Below are 15,851 nucleotides of genomic sequence, written 5' to 3'. Positions count from 1 at the left end.
TTTTCCACAATATATTTGGAGAGGGGGTTGTCCTTGAGACGAGATGGAATGGAATTGAATCGCGCGTAAAATTCCGCAGTGGACTTTGCCTATGGCTTCCTACCAAATGGCTAAAGGAACTTCATATTCAAGAAAAGGAATTAGACAGGATATCTTCAAGAAGATTGGTTGAGGCATTCAGGCTCGGGGTTGTGCCGCATCAGGATATTGAATCATTTACATTTGGAAGGGCGTATGAGATTGAATTATTCCAGAAGGCACTTGATAATTTAAAGAATGGTATTGGTGGTGTCTTTTTAATTGAAGGTGAATATGGTTCGGGTAAAACCCATCTTGCTGAGTTTCTTAGACATCTATCTCTTAAACAAGGGTTTGCCACTGGATATTGCGAATTACATATCCTTGAGACACCCCCATATAGGCCAAAAAAGATTTACCATGAAATTGTTTATAATTTGAGGTATATCAAAGATGGTTGTGAACGTGGCTACCGTGATTTGCTGAGAGAGGCAAGTAGTATGGGTTTGCCTGACCATTGCTTCTTCGGTCCGGTATTAAAAAAAATAAAGGATATGATGGAAGAAGATTTACATAGCGAAGTTTTCTGGCAGTGGGTTGAGGGTGAATCAACAAAGGAATACGCAACTGACCGTGATTCACCTTTTCGGGTAAGGGGAGGACAACAGATTCCGGCCTTATATGATTTTTCAACCGCGGCGGATTTCTATAATTATATTCTGAGTGGATTGAGTTATATCTCCCGTAATCTTGGGCTGGGCGGTCTGGTATTAATAATTGATGAGTTTGAAGTGATAAATCATATCTGGGAATATCATCTTCAGGAAAGGGGAAAGGCGTTCTTAGAAGGGTTGATCAGGGTCGCCCTAAATGACGAAGAAATGAGAAAGATTGATAGGTATATGCTTCATAATCAGGTTCGTCCCACACCATATGCATATAAACAGAGTAATATCTTGCTTATGCTCGCAACGACACCGGGGGAGGATGATTGGGTAACAAGATTTATAAAGAACAAAATTACTCTGAGAAAATTCTCAAGGGCTGAATTAGAATTGTTATTTGGTAGTCTGTTAAAGATATATAATACAGCATTTCCTGAATTTGTGATTGACCAGAAATTGCAAAATAATATAGTGAATACAGCGTTTAAAAAATTTAGTAACGAATTACGGATGTTTATAAAATATTCAATTGAGGCATTTGATCAGGTAAGACTCAGCAAAAAATTTCCTATTGACAGTTATCAAAATATGGATAAAATTAGACGATTATGAAAGATTTTAGTAAGGTTGCATTATTTAAATACCTATCTGCACAAGAGATAAACTGGTTGATGGTGAAGTGGGAGCCAAGAGAGGTTGCTCAGGACACTGTGATTATTAAAGAAGGAACTACCGGGGATGAGATGTTTATAATTGAATCTGGCAAGGTTGAGGTGTTCTTGACGCGCGGGGACCTTATTCTCGTTTTATCAGAACTTGGTGAATCATCATTCTTTGGTGAAATGGCAATTTTGACCGATAAACCTCGTTCAGCAACAGTTAAGGCAAAGACGGATTGCAGATTATATGTACTAAAAAAGCAGCAATTCATGGATATAATTAATGAAAATCCAAAGGTTGCGGCAAAATTTCTGTTGGCAATGGGGGAGGACCTTTCGCACCGGATAATGACTACGAATGCAAACCTGGAGAATTATTTCTTGATAAATCGGGCGATTGTTGATAACGAGTCTTTCAGGAATCTTTACATTCTGACACACAAGGCCCCATCGTCTAGTGGTTAGGACATCACTCTTTCAAGGTGAAGATACGGGTTCGACTCCCGTTGGGGCCAGCTGGTGTCCTGGACAATTTTTTTCTGGCAACGAATTTAGACTCAATTAAAAGTCCTTTAAAGTAAAGATAAAGGGGGTTCTATGAAAAAGCTTTTCTTTTGTTTAATGGTAATTCCTGGTATGTTCTTTGCCCAGGAGATATCTGTTTATGGAAATAGAGGTATGTTCAAACTTCAATATGCCCAACCCCATAATATGGGAGTTTTATCTTTCCATCTCAGCCCTGAAGAGAGGTTTGAAGAGATTAATACCACCCAGTGGGGTGTTTCTGTGGTTGACCGCAAACATTTCTTCAAGGTATCAACAGGTATTTCCTATTCTATAATTGATTATCTTGAAATGAGGTTTCGTGCTACACCTTATACGAAATGGTTTGAAATGAATAATTACCCACAGGATAGAGGAGACCCTGACCCAGTGATTGGTTTTGAGACGATTGAAGTTGGTGGAAAGATAGGTTATCCAATTATTGTTGATAAACAGACACCACTGCTATACGCATTCGGTGTTCATTGTGCAGTTAATTTTGGTCCCGGGCTATCTCGCGAGTATTTTAACAATGCCTATGAATGTGATAAAAGATTTTATTCAGATTCATTTCCTGAAGCATATGCGCCAGGTGGAAGTCCATATCCACCGCATTTCCCACCCCATATACCTCATGACCCTGATATCATAGGAACCGGCCTGTTTGATTTCCGTATTGGACCGTTTGCTACCCATCTGAATGCAGGATATTTACGTGTAGGGATTGATCATAAACCTGATTATGTTGCTGATGCGGATTTTTCTCAAAGACCCAATTATGTGATTCATGGTGGAGGAATTGAATTGATTCCTTCGGAAGATGTAAGACTTCTTTTTGAGGCTTTTGGCTATTTTGATATGAATAGTAAAGTTGAATCACTATGGGTTACGCCAGGATTAAGATTCGGTGCGCGCAGCGTTAGTTTTGATATGGGATGTGAATTAGGAATACTGAATCCAGAAAGAAATCCCGATTTCTGGTGGAAGGCATTTTTCAATATTTCAGGTGGTGCGGATTTGATAAAGAAAGTTGAAGTCCATATCCCGATTGCCAAGGTTTCTGGAAGGGTTTACGATGCAAAAACCGGTGAACCGATTATTGCTACAATTACATTCCCCGGTTCAGATAAAGAAGCGGTTCAAACCTCCGCAAATGGTACTTACGAGACTTCATTTTCACCGGGAAGTTTTAGGATCCATGTTGAATCCGAAGGTTATCGCTGGAAAGAGCAAGGTGTTGTTTTGAAAGATGGAGATCAGATAATCCTTGATTTTGCCTTGAACAAAAAAGAAGTAGCAAAAGTAATTGGTAAGATATTTGATGCGGAGACTAAGCAGCCGATCGTTGCAACAATAACTTTTCCACAAACCCAGTTTCCATCAATTACATCAGATACTTCTGGAATGTATTCCGCAATTCTTGTCCCCGGAACTTTCCGAATTCGCGTAGAGGCAACTGGTTATCAATTTGATGAAAAGGTGGTTAGTCTCCAGGAAGGTGATACAAAAGTTATAGATGTCGCGCTCAATAAAGTCGTTCTTGCCCAGGGGACTCTTGTAGGAAAAGTAGTGGATAAAGATGATGAAAAGCCAATCCTCGCACAAATTTCATTCGTTGATGCGAATATCCCCGCAATCTCCACTGACCCCGCAACGGGCATATATAAGGTTACACTTGCCCCGGGCACTTATGTATTGAAAGTAGAGGCACAGGGTTATATAGTCGAAACCGCTCCAGTAGTGATTGCCAAAGATGAAACAAAAGTCCAAAATTTCTCATTAAGGAAAGAGCCGAAAGCGGGTGAAAAGATCATCTTACGGGGTATCTATTTTGAATTCAATTCGGCAGTGATTAAACCTGAATCTTATCCTGTTCTTGATGATGCAGCAAAGGTCCTGATTGCAAAACCCAAAATGAGGATAGAGATTGGCGGCCATACAGATAGCATCGGTTCTGATTCTTATAATATGAAACTCTCTTATGAAAGGGCAAATGCAGTAAAAGAATATCTTGTGAGGTATCATAATATTGATCCATCCCGCCTTGAAGTGCGTGGTTATGGTGAAACACAGCCAGTTGCTGATAATCGCACAAAGTCGGGCAGGGATTTGAACCGAAGGATTGAATTCAAGATACTCAGCGTAGACTAAAAACTTCTTTTCTCTATAGGGCAGGGCTACACCCTGCCCTTTTTTTTAGAGTAAGAAAACCAGTTGACAAAATCTAAAAAAGAAATAGACTATTCTACAATGGATAATATCCCAAAGAAAATAAATGGATATGAAATACTGGAAAGATTGGAGGTTGGGAATTATTCAGTTGTTTTCAGAGTTAGGGAGAAAAATAAAGATATAATATTAAAGATAGCGAAAGACAATGTTCCTGAGTTTAATCAATTGATTGCCCGAGAATTTCAGATTCTTTCGCAGTTTCATCATCCCAATATTGTATCTGTATATGAATATGCAACAACAAAGGATGGTTTTTCTTTTTTTACTATGGAATATATAAATGGGAGACCTATAGATGAGTGTTTTGTCGGTTTTAATAACGATTTGTTGGAGGCAATGATTCAGGTAATCAACGCACTGTCCGCCTTTCATAACAAGGGTTATGTGCACAGCGATTTAAAACCCGAGCATATTATTTACGATACCGCACAAAAAAAGGCTGTGCTCATTGACTTTGGTTTTGCAGGAATAACGAGCCAACAAATCAAGGCATCGGGCACAATCGGATACATTGCACCCGAGATATTTAAGGGAATTGGTCCTGACCAAAGGAGCGATTTATATTCTCTTGGTATGATTATATATAAGATCATCTCACATAACAAGGCAGTTATGCCCTTTAGACCGATAAAAGACATACCTGAAGAAATAAATAACGCAATCGCTAAACTCCTTGCAGAAGAACCTAATTTGAGACCCACTGCTCCTGAACTTTATGCAATTTTTAATAAATTTTTACCAGGAAAGAAAGCCGAAATTCTTACTTATAAAGTTTATCTGCCACCAACTGTATTTATAGAAATATCTGATATAACAGAAAGATTACTTAATTTGAAAGGCGAGGCAGTTATAGTGATGGGCGGGATGGGCGCAGGAAAGACAAGATTATTAAAGGAATTGAAGTATAAATTTCTTTTCAAAGGTTATGATGTTTTATTTTTTACAACTGGTTCAGAAAGACATTTTTATGAAGCCCTTGGCGATTTTATAAATTATAAAAATGTAAATTTTGGAGATGACATTGAACGGTTACAGATTTATATGAATATAACAGAAAAATTCCTGGAATTTGCAAAAAATAAAAGAGTGGCAATTCTTGTTGATGACATTGATAATTTGAGTGAATATGAGTTCGGATTATTCCGTTACATAAGTCACAGTCTGGAAAATACCGAGGCAATCATTATAGGGAGTGCGAAATTTTCCCCCAAAATTGAGGAGTTGAATTTTGCTAAAATAAATTTGATGCCCTTTTCCGTTGATGAGATTAAATTATTAATCGAAAAAACTTTATTAGATGTTGTAACCGAAGATGAAAACAATCTTTATGAATTTATACTCTGGCTCCATAAACATTCAGGTGGCAATCCGTTATTTATAGTGGAAACACTCAAAACACTTTATCAAAAGGAAATTTTAAAATATAAAGGATATAAATGGGTTGTAGATTTGAAATTATTAACAAAATTAGAAATTTCCGCTAAACTTGAGGAAATAATGTCATCAAGGCTTTCTTGTTTAAATCACAATCAACTTCTCATTTTGAAAGTACTAAGTATAGCAAACCATTCATTGCCTTTGTCTGTTTTAAGCAATTTTGCACCTGAAAATATTAATTCTTTAATTGAATTCCTAAAGATTAATGGCTTTATAAAATTAGATATTTCGCAGGGGAAAATATTATGTTCATTGGCGAACCAGATAATTAAAGTGGTTATTTTACAGATTATGAATAAAGAAGAATACAACGAGATTTCTCATAAACTTATAAAGGTAATAGAATCTTCGGACATTATAAAGGATTACTATCCGTTGCTTGGTACACTTTATGAACAGACCGGTGGATATGAAAGTGCCTACAAGTATTTCAGTCTTTCAGCAAAAAGAGCTGAGACAATGAATGATATTAAAGAGGCGATTTTTTATTATGAAAAAATAATCAATTGTTGTCAAAGTATAGAACCGTCAGCGTATCAAAATATTCTTTTGAAATTGGGAAATTTGTATGCAAATCAAGGGGACAATCAAAAGGCGATTGAGTATTATAAATCAGGGCTGAATTTCCCCGAGGTTAGAAATAAGTGTCTGTCAGGGTTGGGTCGTGCATATACAAATATGGGGTATTTTCATAATGCCATAGAGGTATTAGATTTATCTAAAAGCACAGATACGAAAGATTATATTGATAATGCTCATCGCCTCGCTTATTGTTATATGAATATTAACAGATTTGAAGATAGTGAAAAAATTTTGAATGATTTGTTAAACCTTTGCACCGAAATCAAAGATTATGAATCCCTGGCAAGTACAATGTATTATTTTACTACCCTTGAGTGGTTCAGAGAAGATTACAAAAAGGCAAAGGATATATGTTTTAATTTGTTGGAATTCTGTGAGCAAAACAATTTAAAAAAGCAGTATGCATACGCAGCAAATATGCTAAGTTCAATTTATGCACAATTAGGGGATATAGATGAGAGTATGAAATATATTGATAAGGCAATCAAAGAGTTTGAAAACGAGAAAATATACAACGGCTATTTATCTTCTCTGATTAACAGGGCTTTTCTATTCATAGATAAAGGACAAATTACTGAGGCGGTGAGTGATTTTGAGATTGCTTTAAAAGGTGTACAGAAGGCAAATATCAAACCTATGCAACATGCGGTTCTTATCTATCTCGCCGGACTATATCAGGATACCTGTAAATTTGCCCGTGCCATAGAATATTTCAATATGGCATTGAATATTGAACCTGATTCGGTCTATGCATTCTATGGGCTTGCAATGAATTATTATAGACTCGGCGAAATTGAGAAGGCAAAGGATATTCTGGAAGAACAGATAAAAACAAAGGAGGAAGTTGTTTATCTTGCGGGTTTGGGTAAAATTTATGCTGCATTGGGTAAGCAAAAAATGGCAGAAGATTATATGGATAAGGCACTAAATAGAATGAAAGAAGAAAAGATCTTGCAGCCATTAAAGATTGAAGTTTTTTTAATTGCTTCTGATTTTTATCTTGGCAATAGTGATTTATCTCGCGCACTCACCTATGCATCTAAGGCGGAAGAGCTCAGCACCCCTCTGAGCAGAGAGAGAAAAGTAGCGACATCACTTGTGAAGATTGTTAAATTCAGGAGTAAACAGATCGATGAACTTGATATTGAAGAAACATTGAGTAAACTAAGAGAGAATGATTATTTATTTGATTATGCTTTCTTGCAAAGGTTAAAAATCGAAGCAATCCTTGAACGCGGAATTGAACCAGAAAAAATTAAGGATATTGCAGAACAGATTTATGCAACAGAAAATATTTTGAAAACGATTGGCGCAAAATATGAACTTACTAAAATCCGGGAAATAATGGTAGAATTTTATCCGCAGATTTTGAAGGATTATGAAAGGCGGAAGATGCCAGATCGTTATTTAAATACTTTTTCAAATCTTGCTGAACTGATAAATTCTCATTTGGGGGATGAGGATTTTATAGCGAGCATTCTTGATTTAGTTATTAATACTACAAATGCAGAACGCGGAGCATTGTTTATCAGTACAGAAGAAGGTATGGAACTGGCGGCAGGCAGGAATATGGATAAAAGGACAATCAGAGATGCAGGTGAACTTTCCAAAACAGCAATTGATGAGGTCAACAAAAATCATATTGTTTTTGTACCTGATGCACTGCAGGATTCAAGGTTTAATATAAGGAGGAGTGTCTTGCTTAATCAAATTCGGACAATATTATGTATCCCGCTTATAATCGGAGACCGAATTGTTGGTGCAATTTACTTGGACTCTACACTTCCGGGTTCAATGTTTGGTGAACAAGATAGAGATTTTTTGATAACCGTGTCAAAGATACTCGCATCGGTCATTGATAAGTCAATGTCTTTCAAAAATTTACGCGAAGAATTTGTGCAATTAAGAGATGGGACGGTTCTCGAAATTGGAAAAGGATATATTATGGGCAAATCAAGGGTTTTGAAAAAGATTTATAATCTTATCAATGATGTTGCACCAACAGACACACCCGTGCTTATTACTGGGGAAACTGGGGTAGGGAAGGGAATGATTGCCAGACTGATTCATTTAAAAAGCAGGCGAAAAGATAAGAAATTTGTGAATATAAATTGCGGTACGATTCCAGAAACATTGTTGGAATCGGAATTGTTTGGATATAAGAAAGGAGCCTTCACCGGCGCTGTAGCTGATAAAAAAGGACTTCTGGAAGAGGCTAATGGGGGTACTGTTTTTCTTGATGAAATTACAAATACAAGTCCAGCATTTCAAGCAAAAATGCTTGAGGCGATAGAAGATAAAGTCATAAGACGGCTTGGTGAGACTCAGACAAGGAAGATTGATGTGCGATTTCTGTTTGCTACAAATAAAGAGATTGATATTGAGGTTGAAGAAGGAAGATTTAGAAGAGACCTTTATTATCGGATAAATGTTTTTATTATTAAAGTCCCAAGTTTGAGGGAACGTATTGAAGACATACCATTGCTTGCAAATTTTTTCTTACAATTGAAATGTAAAGAATTAAATAAAACAATAGAAGGTTTTAGTGACGATGCTTTAAAATTATTGAAGGAATATCCCTGGCCCGGGAATGTTAGAGAATTACAGAATATTGTTGAGCGGGCTGCGGTTCTCGCAAAATCTAAAATAATCAGGGTGGGAGATATAGGTTTTAACAGGGAACGAGAGATGCTACCCATTAGGGAAATTACAAAAGAGGCAGTAAGAAATGCCCTTAATACGACAAATTGGAGCATAAAAGAGACTGCGAAGATTCTTGGTGTGAGCAGGAGAACGATTGAGAGATATATTAAAAAATTTAATTTAAATAAAAATTAGAGCATTGTTTAGATTTGAAACTCAATGCGACAGGTCAAAAAGTGCGACAATTTGTCGCACTTATATGCTGCAAACCCCATGTAATTTCGTGACATTCTAAAAACAATTAAAAATGCGACAATTTGTCGCATTTTTGATAATTGTATGCAATCGAATCCACTGAAATTTCAATACTTTTTGTAGGCACGATTTTTGCATATATAAAAAATGGTTATAAAAGAATTTATATTTGAATAGAAAAAAGGGAAGCATGCATTATAATTTTTGTTTTAATGAAAGATTGGGGAGTTAAATAATGGATAGCAGCATATATTTTAAAAACATAAAAAATATAAATATAGCATCGGTTCTATCTTTCGTTAAATTAATGGAATTGACTGATATTTATACGAAAAATCATTCTTTTCAGGTCGCTGAACTTGCTTTTTTGATGGGAAAATTTATTGGTTTATCAGAAAAAGAACTAATGTTGATAAAATTGGCTGGTCTATTACACGACATAGGAAAGATCGTTATTCCCGAAGAAATTTTTAACAAACCAGGTTCACTTAACAAGTACGAGTGGGATATAATGAAACAACATCCGAAAAAAGGTTCAGATATGATAAAAACAGTGGATGGATTAAAGGAAGTTAAACAATGGATACTTTATCACCACGAAAAATACGATGGTACAGGTTATCCAGAAGGTTTGAAAAAGGAAGAAATTCCATTCTGTGCAAGGATTCTTGCAGTCTGTGATTCCTATTCAGCAATGGTTTCTGATAGGCCATATAAAAAATCAATTAGTGAAGAGGATGCTAAAATAGAAATTCAAGAATGCAAAGGCAAACAATTTGACCCTGAACTTGCTGATGTATTTCTAAAACTGCCTTGTGAATATGTAAGGAGGGCGATTACAAAATAAAGTTGTGCTATGTAAAGATCTTGCCGGCAAGGGGGCTGGGTGTTTTTTCTCCAATCTGGGGCCATTCCCCAGCCCTCTTGATTTGTGTTTATTTTGAACTTAGAATCCAGAAATAGATTAAATAAATCACCACCATTATTAAAATAGTTGATAACTCAAATTTCAACTTTTTAAATGAAAATTTTATAATAAGGGCGGGCAACCCTTTTAAATATTCTTCTTCAGTAATTATTATTATAGAATATTCAATTAAGAAGGCAAGTATTATGATTATTTTTAACCAAAATGGTGGATTGTACAGAAAGACAGTGCCCATGACAAGAAAAAAGTTGCCAATGTATAACGGATGTCTTAATATACGATATGGTCCACTTACAATTCTATAAAAAGCATTTAGTTCTTTCGTTCTCGCCTTTTCTCCAATATAACCCGTTGCCCAGAGTCTGATTGAAAGTCCAGAAATAATGAGGATATGAGACAAAAAAAATGTCGAATTCGGCTTGCTAAAATAAAGCATTAGTAAAAATGCAGCAATCGCAATAATACTTCTATATCTATAAAAAAATTTGCCAATTATGAAAATTTTTAAACGTATTTTATTTAAGTTAGCCAGTTAAACTCCTATGGAGTAGAAAGTGGTTTATACAAAAAATAATCGCCAATAATTCTTTCTATATAATAATTTTCTTTTATTGCATCTGCCATTTCAGATGTTAAACGTTCTTTATCAAAAGAGCAATTGACATTGAAACTAAAAACAAGAAGTGAAAAACGCCTGTTTTTAATGTCATTCACAAACTTATCCTGATTCCAGAGTTTTTGATTGGCAAGCTGGGTGAGTTCAAAAGGCTGAAATAAAACTTGTTTTTTGTTAACCACAATTATCCCGGCGTCTTCAGAAATTATTTTACCATCAGTATTTAATATGACCTGCGAAAGTTGCGCAAAATTTCGCCAGTCGGTTTTGGTTATTGCTGGTTCACTATAGAAAGGCATATGAAGAAATAATATCAATTGGGTAAGTAATGCACCGTTTATAAAAAGAGGATATTTCTTTTCATCAATATAATTTTTTAATCTTTCAATTGAGAGACCAGCAAGAATACAATTGAGGGCGATCAGTTCAAAAAAATAATTTGTATTCGCACCGACCTTTCCTACTGAAAATCCATTGATTGCGGCAATAATAAAATATACGCTCCAGAAAGAAAATTCCTTCTTTCTAAATGTATCAAGGATAAATAATACAGAGAAAAAAAATAATATTGCATGGTTCTGTAAAAAACGAATATAAAATTTAAATGCCTGTTTTAAGTCAAAGATATTAAAATTATATAAAATATTGTGACGAAAGAATTCGCCATGGGTCGATTGATTTATTATAAAGAATATAAACAGATAGGAGATTATCATCAAAAGAATAAATATTAACGCCCTTTTTCTCAGTCTGAATAATAATGATATTGCAATGGCTATGGGAGCGGAAATAAAGGTCTGTTTTGTGTATAGGGATAAAATAAAGAAAGGTATTGAATACAGGGTGCTATTCTTCAGGTCAACGCGGAGAAAGATATAAAATCCAAGCAGGCTACATAGTAATCCTAACATATCAACGCGCATAAAGGGTGTATCTTTGTAAATATAAGAAGATGAGATAAATAAAAGGGCAGAAATAATGGCGATTTCTTTTTGAGTTTTTTGGTGAAGAATTTTGTATATCATAAAGACAACAAAAATTGTGGCAAGAAATGTAATCAATCTTCCCCAAATAAATGAAAGACCAAATAATTTCACAAACCCGGCACATAGTAAAAGATAGACCGGGGGGTAATTTGTGACAATGAGTGGGTAATCGTTGATACTTTTATATATTGGTTTACCTTCTAATAAGAGTTTTATCTGATTAAGAATTAATCCTTCTGGATACGAGACCTGGTAAGGATATGTAATTATAGTTGAAGATTGGATAAGATAAAACAATGTATAGATTATCAAACCAGCAGATATGAGTAGTTTTAATTTATTCATTATTGTTTATCACAGTGATAGCCTTAATTATTTCTTAAGAACCAAAAGTTTTTGTAAGACATTCTTTCAAATATCATCTCCAAAAGTGCCGGAGAGGGGATTTGAACCCCTATGCTGTTGCCAGCGCCAGGTCCTGAACCTGGTGCGTCTCCCAATTCCGCCACCCCGGCTAAAAGACGTCATTGGTTATCAGACATAGATGCCTTTTTTTAATCCTTTTAAATTATAGTTATAATCTACATTTTGTCAACCGAAAATAGCAAGAAATTACGTTTTTTTTATTGACTTTGGTGTTATAGTGTGTATAATTTTATATGAAAAACTTAATAGATATCCTTATTAATCCTACTGCAGTTTTTAGAGGTATAAAAGAAAAGCCCGAATGGTTAAAACCCTTTATTGTTGTGCTGCTTGGATTGTCAATTCTATCAATTTTAAGTATCTCAACAACAAGTAATTTGATAACCGCTCAGCAGATAGAGGCAATGAAAGAGCGTAATATGACTGAAGAGCAGATAGAACAGGCAATTAAATTTACTTCTGGCCCCTTTATTTATGTCTCTGCTTTGATAGGAACAATATTGGGTGTAAGTGCTATTCTGCTGTTATTCGCCTTGTTATTGAACATTTTTATCCCTATGGTGGGTGGTGAGGGTTCATATAAAGTTGTCTTCTCGGTTGTCTCATATGCAGCACTGATTAAAATTCCTGCCCATATTCTCCGGTGGATATTAATTATGATAAAAAATTCTTTACAGGTGAGTACTTCTTTGGCCCTTTTTGTTCCCAATCTTCCGGTTAATTCAATCGCCTATAGATTGTTGTCAAGTTTTGATTTTTTTATTATCTGGGAAATGATACTTGTAGCAATAGGAATCAGTATTACTAATAATTTAAAGAAAGAAAAAGCATTTATTCTTGTCTTTATAATCTGGTTTGCTTCAATATTATTGGGACTCGGGCTTGGACAGGCCTTCAGACCAAGATAAAAATTTTTTTATTCTTCGGTAATATTGGGTCGATAAAATCTTCGGCATTTGAACTCAAAATTTTTAGAATCATAATTATACGGGTTCTTAAAAAATTTTGAGGCACTACAGATTAAAGGTTTTGATTGTAAATACTGATTCATTGGATTGAGCAAAATACCGCTTACTTTATTTATTATACCCGGCTCACGATTGCGATACGGAAATCTTAATATAATTCCGGGGATGTAGTCATTGGCAAAGATATTATCCCATATTAGTGGTGGTCTACCCAATATTCCGGTGATACGCTCAATATCGCTCACAGTTATTTCATGCGAAATTATATTTTTCCCGGTCCAGAATATTTTAACATTTTTGTGTAATGTTTTTGCAATGGTTAAAATATATTCTGTTTTTTCAAAACCACGATACTGGGTGGGGCAGAAGAATAGGTCTGGATTTTTAAACTTTTCTTTTAATATTTCATATACTTCATTTGCGCTGGCCGTCTGTTTTAATGCGGAATTTGAGTCTAATGTTATTTCTATGTCGTCATAAAATATACTATAGTTTTCAACGCCAATTTTCATCATTGATTTGATTTTTCTGATAATCAGCTCTGTGTTAGGCTTTGTGCCTGGGGAGAGCGCGTAGTTGAATTTTATTTTATGCTTCCGGGCGAGGTTATTTAGTGCCTCAAATTCTTTCATTTGAATGGCTGGGTATAATTTATGGTATTCTGCCCTGTGGTATGGGTCTGATTTAGGACCATATACATATGTATTCAATTTCAGGAAAGAAAGAAATTTTATTAAATCACAACGCTCATAGAACGAATATGTTTTACCATAAAATCCTTCAATCACTCCGTAGATTTTGTTATTTTTCTCCATCTATTGCTTTAAGTAATTTTGTCCAGGCTTCAGGATTTTTTTCTATCTTTTTCAATTCTTTTTTAAGATCAATTTTAAAATTTTTTTGTAATACATATAGCGAATCCTCTAAACCCTGACTAACACGCTTTCTCATTTCTCGTTCTGCATTTAAATAATCAACAAGTTTTGGATTGTATTCGCTGCTTTTACAACTAAAGAAAAAAGCAAGTACTATGATTAAAATAATATTTGGTTTTTTTAAATTTACTGCCACAGATAAGATAATTTGGGAATGAGCATTTGTTCCACAGGTTCGGTCAATAGTTCAATAAGGCTGAGACGTTTTTGGGGATATATTAGGTTGGGTTTTGCTATACCCAGCATATCACCAATAATTTTTACTGCGTCTTCAAAAGAACCAAGGGTATCTACCAAGCCTAATTTTTTTGCCTGACTTCCGGTTATTATCCTGCCATCAGCAAATTTTAAAACACTATCCCTGGGTAGATTACGGGCTTCACAGGTTGCCTGAACAAATTGTTCGTATACATCAGTGACAACATCCTGAAGTAACCTTTTTTCTTTTTCATCCATTTTACGGAATGGCGAACCAATATCTTTATGTTCTTTTGATTTTATGACTTCGTAATTGATACCAATCTTCTTCATCAATTCTTCAAAAATCGGAAATTGCATAATTACACCAATTGAACCGGTGATCGTGCCGGGATTGGCAACGATTAAATCTGCAGGTAGTGAAACATAATACCCACCGGATGCGGCAAGTGCACCCATAGAAATGACTACCTTTTTCTGCCCACGGCATTTCTTAAGTTCTTCGTATATTTCCTGTGATGCGGCAACACCACCACCTGGAGAATCTACACGGACAAGTATCCCCTGAATATTCGGGTCTTCTGCAAAACGCTTTATATCACGGACTGTCCTTTTGGATGATGAAATAACCCCTTCAATTTCTATTACACCTATATTACCGCTCGGAGTAAACATGGCACCCCTTGAACTTAATCCTATCAAAAGTCCAAGTATAACTGCCACTATTAAGACGACAATTATTATTATATGTGTTTTTTTCATAAAATCTCCATTTCAATATTTTAATCAAACGAACAAAGAAGTCAACGGCTGGATTAAATTATAAGGATTTATCGGGAACAATGACATTTAATGCCTTGGGAATTATTGTGATTTCTACTTCCTCTGCCCTTTCTTCTTCACCGTCAATATCTGCAAGAAATACTTTATTTGAGATAATTTTTACTTTTCTGGCACGCACTTGAAATAATTTTTTATAAAACAGATGTCTGGCATCATACACAGGAAGTAGAACATTTTTAATGAATTTAAAAGTATTTGTATCTTTTACATATAGTACTTCAAGATAGCCGTCGCTTATGTTCGCCATTGGTGCGATTTTCATTCCGCCACCAAAATATTTACCATTTGCCGTACCAAGAATGTTAATATTGCCTTCATCTTTATCTGTGCCATCTATATTTATCTTTAAATAAACGGGCTTGGATATCATGATCCCTACGAAACTGGATAAGAGAAATGTTAAAAAGCCACCAAAACATTTAGGAATATGATTGGCGATTCTCACCACATTGCCACCAAGACCGACATCAAAGACATTGGCAAAATATCTTATCCAGAATTTATCCCCTAATTTAAATTTAACAATGCCGATATCTATCGCTGCCAAATTTCCTTTAAGTATTATTTCAATCGCCTTCTGGTAATCGAATGGAATGTTTAGGCTTCTGCATAAATCAGCACCTGTTCCTACCGAAATGAATCCGAGGGCGGGGAGATTGTTAAATGAATCCTTGCATTCCATTATTCCATTTATGATTTCATTTATTGTGCCATCGCCACCAACACTTATGATTAAATCGAAATGCTTTTTCACTCCATCTATTGCCAGTTCTTTTGCGTGGTAGCGATACCTTGTTTCGCTGATGTAAGGTTCACAACCCGATTCTTTAAGACGTTTCTGAATATCCTTAAATCTCCTGCCGGCAAGATATGCACCAGCTTTGGCATTAATTATTACTTTGGCCTTCTGAAACATT

12 protein-coding genes and 2 tRNA genes are annotated in these 15,851 nt (G+C 35.3%); 7 read left to right on the top strand and 7 right to left on the bottom strand.

The genetic code is table 11. The annotated features are described in order from the left end of the window. The 6 genes from ABIL69_01970 to ABIL69_01945 form a co-directional block, all read left to right on the top strand. The coding region (locus tag ABIL69_01970) for a BREX system ATP-binding domain-containing protein (GenBank protein ID MEO0122755.1) at nucleotides 1–1,295 on the top strand (1,295 nt) is incomplete at its 5' end. Then, entirely contained in the window at nucleotides 1,292–1,807 is a 516-nt protein-coding gene (locus ABIL69_01965) for a cyclic nucleotide-binding domain-containing protein (GenBank protein ID MEO0122754.1), read from the top strand. The genes ABIL69_01970 and ABIL69_01965, both read left to right, overlap by 4 nt. Further along, a tRNA-Glu gene (locus tag ABIL69_01960) sits at nucleotides 1,786–1,857 on the top strand. Before ABIL69_01965 ends, ABIL69_01960 begins: the two co-directional genes overlap by 22 nt. 82 nt (nucleotides 1,858–1,939) lie before the next feature. Next, nucleotides 1,940–4,036, top strand: coding sequence for a carboxypeptidase regulatory-like domain-containing protein (locus ABIL69_01955; GenBank protein ID MEO0122753.1), 2,097 nt, complete (start codon nucleotides 1,940–1,942; stop codon nucleotides 4,034–4,036). 99 nt (nucleotides 4,037–4,135) lie between these two features. Beyond that, nucleotides 4,136–8,974, top strand: coding sequence for a sigma 54-interacting transcriptional regulator (locus tag ABIL69_01950; GenBank protein MEO0122752.1), 4,839 nt, complete (start codon nucleotides 4,136–4,138; stop codon nucleotides 8,972–8,974). A 295-nt stretch (nucleotides 8,975–9,269) separates the two neighbouring features. Further along, nucleotides 9,270–9,881, top strand: a complete 612-nt coding sequence (locus ABIL69_01945; GenBank protein MEO0122751.1) for an HD-GYP domain-containing protein — start codon at nucleotides 9,270–9,272, stop codon at nucleotides 9,879–9,881. Nucleotides 9,882–9,969: 88 nt separating this feature from the next. On the opposite strand, the gene ABIL69_01940 is transcribed toward ABIL69_01945, so the two are convergent. From ABIL69_01940 to ABIL69_01930, 3 genes are all read right to left on the bottom strand, one after another. Next, nucleotides 9,970–10,398 carry a methyltransferase gene (locus tag ABIL69_01940; protein MEO0122750.1) on the bottom strand — a complete coding sequence of 143 codons (429 nt, stop codon included), beginning with the start codon at nucleotides 10,396–10,398 and terminating at the stop codon, nucleotides 9,970–9,972. A gap of 104 nt (nucleotides 10,399–10,502) precedes the next feature. Continuing rightward, nucleotides 10,503–11,909: a glycosyltransferase family 39 protein gene (locus ABIL69_01935; protein MEO0122749.1), complete on the bottom strand. Its 1,407-nt coding sequence runs from the start codon at nucleotides 11,907–11,909 to the stop codon at nucleotides 10,503–10,505. An 86-nt stretch (nucleotides 11,910–11,995) separates the two neighbouring features. After that, nucleotides 11,996–12,079, bottom strand: a tRNA-Leu gene (locus ABIL69_01930). 144 nt (nucleotides 12,080–12,223) lie between these two features. Between ABIL69_01930 and ABIL69_01925 the strand changes: the two genes are divergently transcribed. After that, nucleotides 12,224–12,898 carry a YIP1 family protein gene (locus tag ABIL69_01925; GenBank protein MEO0122748.1) on the top strand — a complete coding sequence of 225 codons (675 nt, stop codon included), beginning with the start codon at nucleotides 12,224–12,226 and terminating at the stop codon, nucleotides 12,896–12,898. 8 nt (nucleotides 12,899–12,906) lie between these two features. Here the strand turns inward: ABIL69_01925 and ABIL69_01920 are convergent, their stop codons facing one another. Genes ABIL69_01920 through ABIL69_01905 form a run of 4 tightly spaced genes read right to left on the bottom strand, consistent with a single transcriptional unit; the run spans nucleotide 12,907 to nucleotide 15,850 of the window. Then, nucleotides 12,907–13,773, bottom strand: a complete 867-nt coding sequence (locus ABIL69_01920; GenBank protein ID MEO0122747.1) for a beta-N-acetylglucosaminidase domain-containing protein — start codon at nucleotides 13,771–13,773, stop codon at nucleotides 12,907–12,909. Then, nucleotides 13,760–14,029, bottom strand: coding sequence for a hypothetical protein (locus tag ABIL69_01915; protein MEO0122746.1), 270 nt, complete (start codon nucleotides 14,027–14,029; stop codon nucleotides 13,760–13,762). The genes ABIL69_01920 and ABIL69_01915 overlap by 14 nt, the downstream gene beginning before the upstream one ends. Next, nucleotides 14,020–14,853, bottom strand: coding sequence for a signal peptide peptidase SppA (gene sppA, locus ABIL69_01910; GenBank protein ID MEO0122745.1), 834 nt, complete (start codon nucleotides 14,851–14,853; stop codon nucleotides 14,020–14,022). The genes ABIL69_01915 and sppA overlap by 10 nt, the downstream gene beginning before the upstream one ends. 58 nt (nucleotides 14,854–14,911) lie before the next feature. After that, the gene (locus ABIL69_01905; GenBank protein ID MEO0122744.1) at nucleotides 14,912–15,850 is read right to left on the bottom strand and encodes a diacylglycerol kinase family protein; all 939 of its coding nucleotides are present in this window, start codon (nucleotides 15,848–15,850) and stop codon (nucleotides 14,912–14,914) included. Nucleotide 15,851: the final 1 nt, after the last annotated feature.

Source organism: candidate division WOR-3 bacterium (genome assembly GCA_039802005.1).
In the GTDB taxonomy this organism is placed as follows: Bacteria; Hydrothermota; Tepidihabitantia; order SM23-42; family JAOAFX01; genus JAOAFX01.
This window is presented reverse-complemented; position numbering and strand designations above follow the sequence as displayed.

Coding starts and splice junctions, on each gene's coding strand:
- ABIL69_01965 (MEO0122754.1), top strand. CDS start 1,292: ATGAAAGATTTTAGTAAGGTTGCATTATTTAAATACCTATCTGCACAA.
- ABIL69_01955 (MEO0122753.1), top strand. CDS start 1,940: ATGAAAAAGCTTTTCTTTTGTTTAATGGTAATTCCTGGTATGTTCTTT.
- ABIL69_01950 (MEO0122752.1), top strand. CDS start 4,136: ATGGATAATATCCCAAAGAAAATAAATGGATATGAAATACTGGAAAGA.
- ABIL69_01945 (MEO0122751.1), top strand. CDS start 9,270: ATGGATAGCAGCATATATTTTAAAAACATAAAAAATATAAATATAGCA.
- ABIL69_01940 (MEO0122750.1), bottom strand. CDS start 10,398: ATGCTTTATTTTAGCAAGCCGAATTCGACATTTTTTTTGTCTCATATC.
- ABIL69_01935 (MEO0122749.1), bottom strand. CDS start 11,909: ATGAATAAATTAAAACTACTCATATCTGCTGGTTTGATAATCTATACA.
- ABIL69_01925 (MEO0122748.1), top strand. CDS start 12,224: ATGAAAAACTTAATAGATATCCTTATTAATCCTACTGCAGTTTTTAGA.
- ABIL69_01920 (MEO0122747.1), bottom strand. CDS start 13,773: ATGGAGAAAAATAACAAAATCTACGGAGTGATTGAAGGATTTTATGGT.
- sppA (MEO0122745.1), bottom strand. CDS start 14,853: ATGAAAAAAACACATATAATAATAATTGTCGTCTTAATAGTGGCAGTT.
- ABIL69_01905 (MEO0122744.1), bottom strand. CDS start 15,850: ATGTTTCAGAAGGCCAAAGTAATAATTAATGCCAAAGCTGGTGCATAT.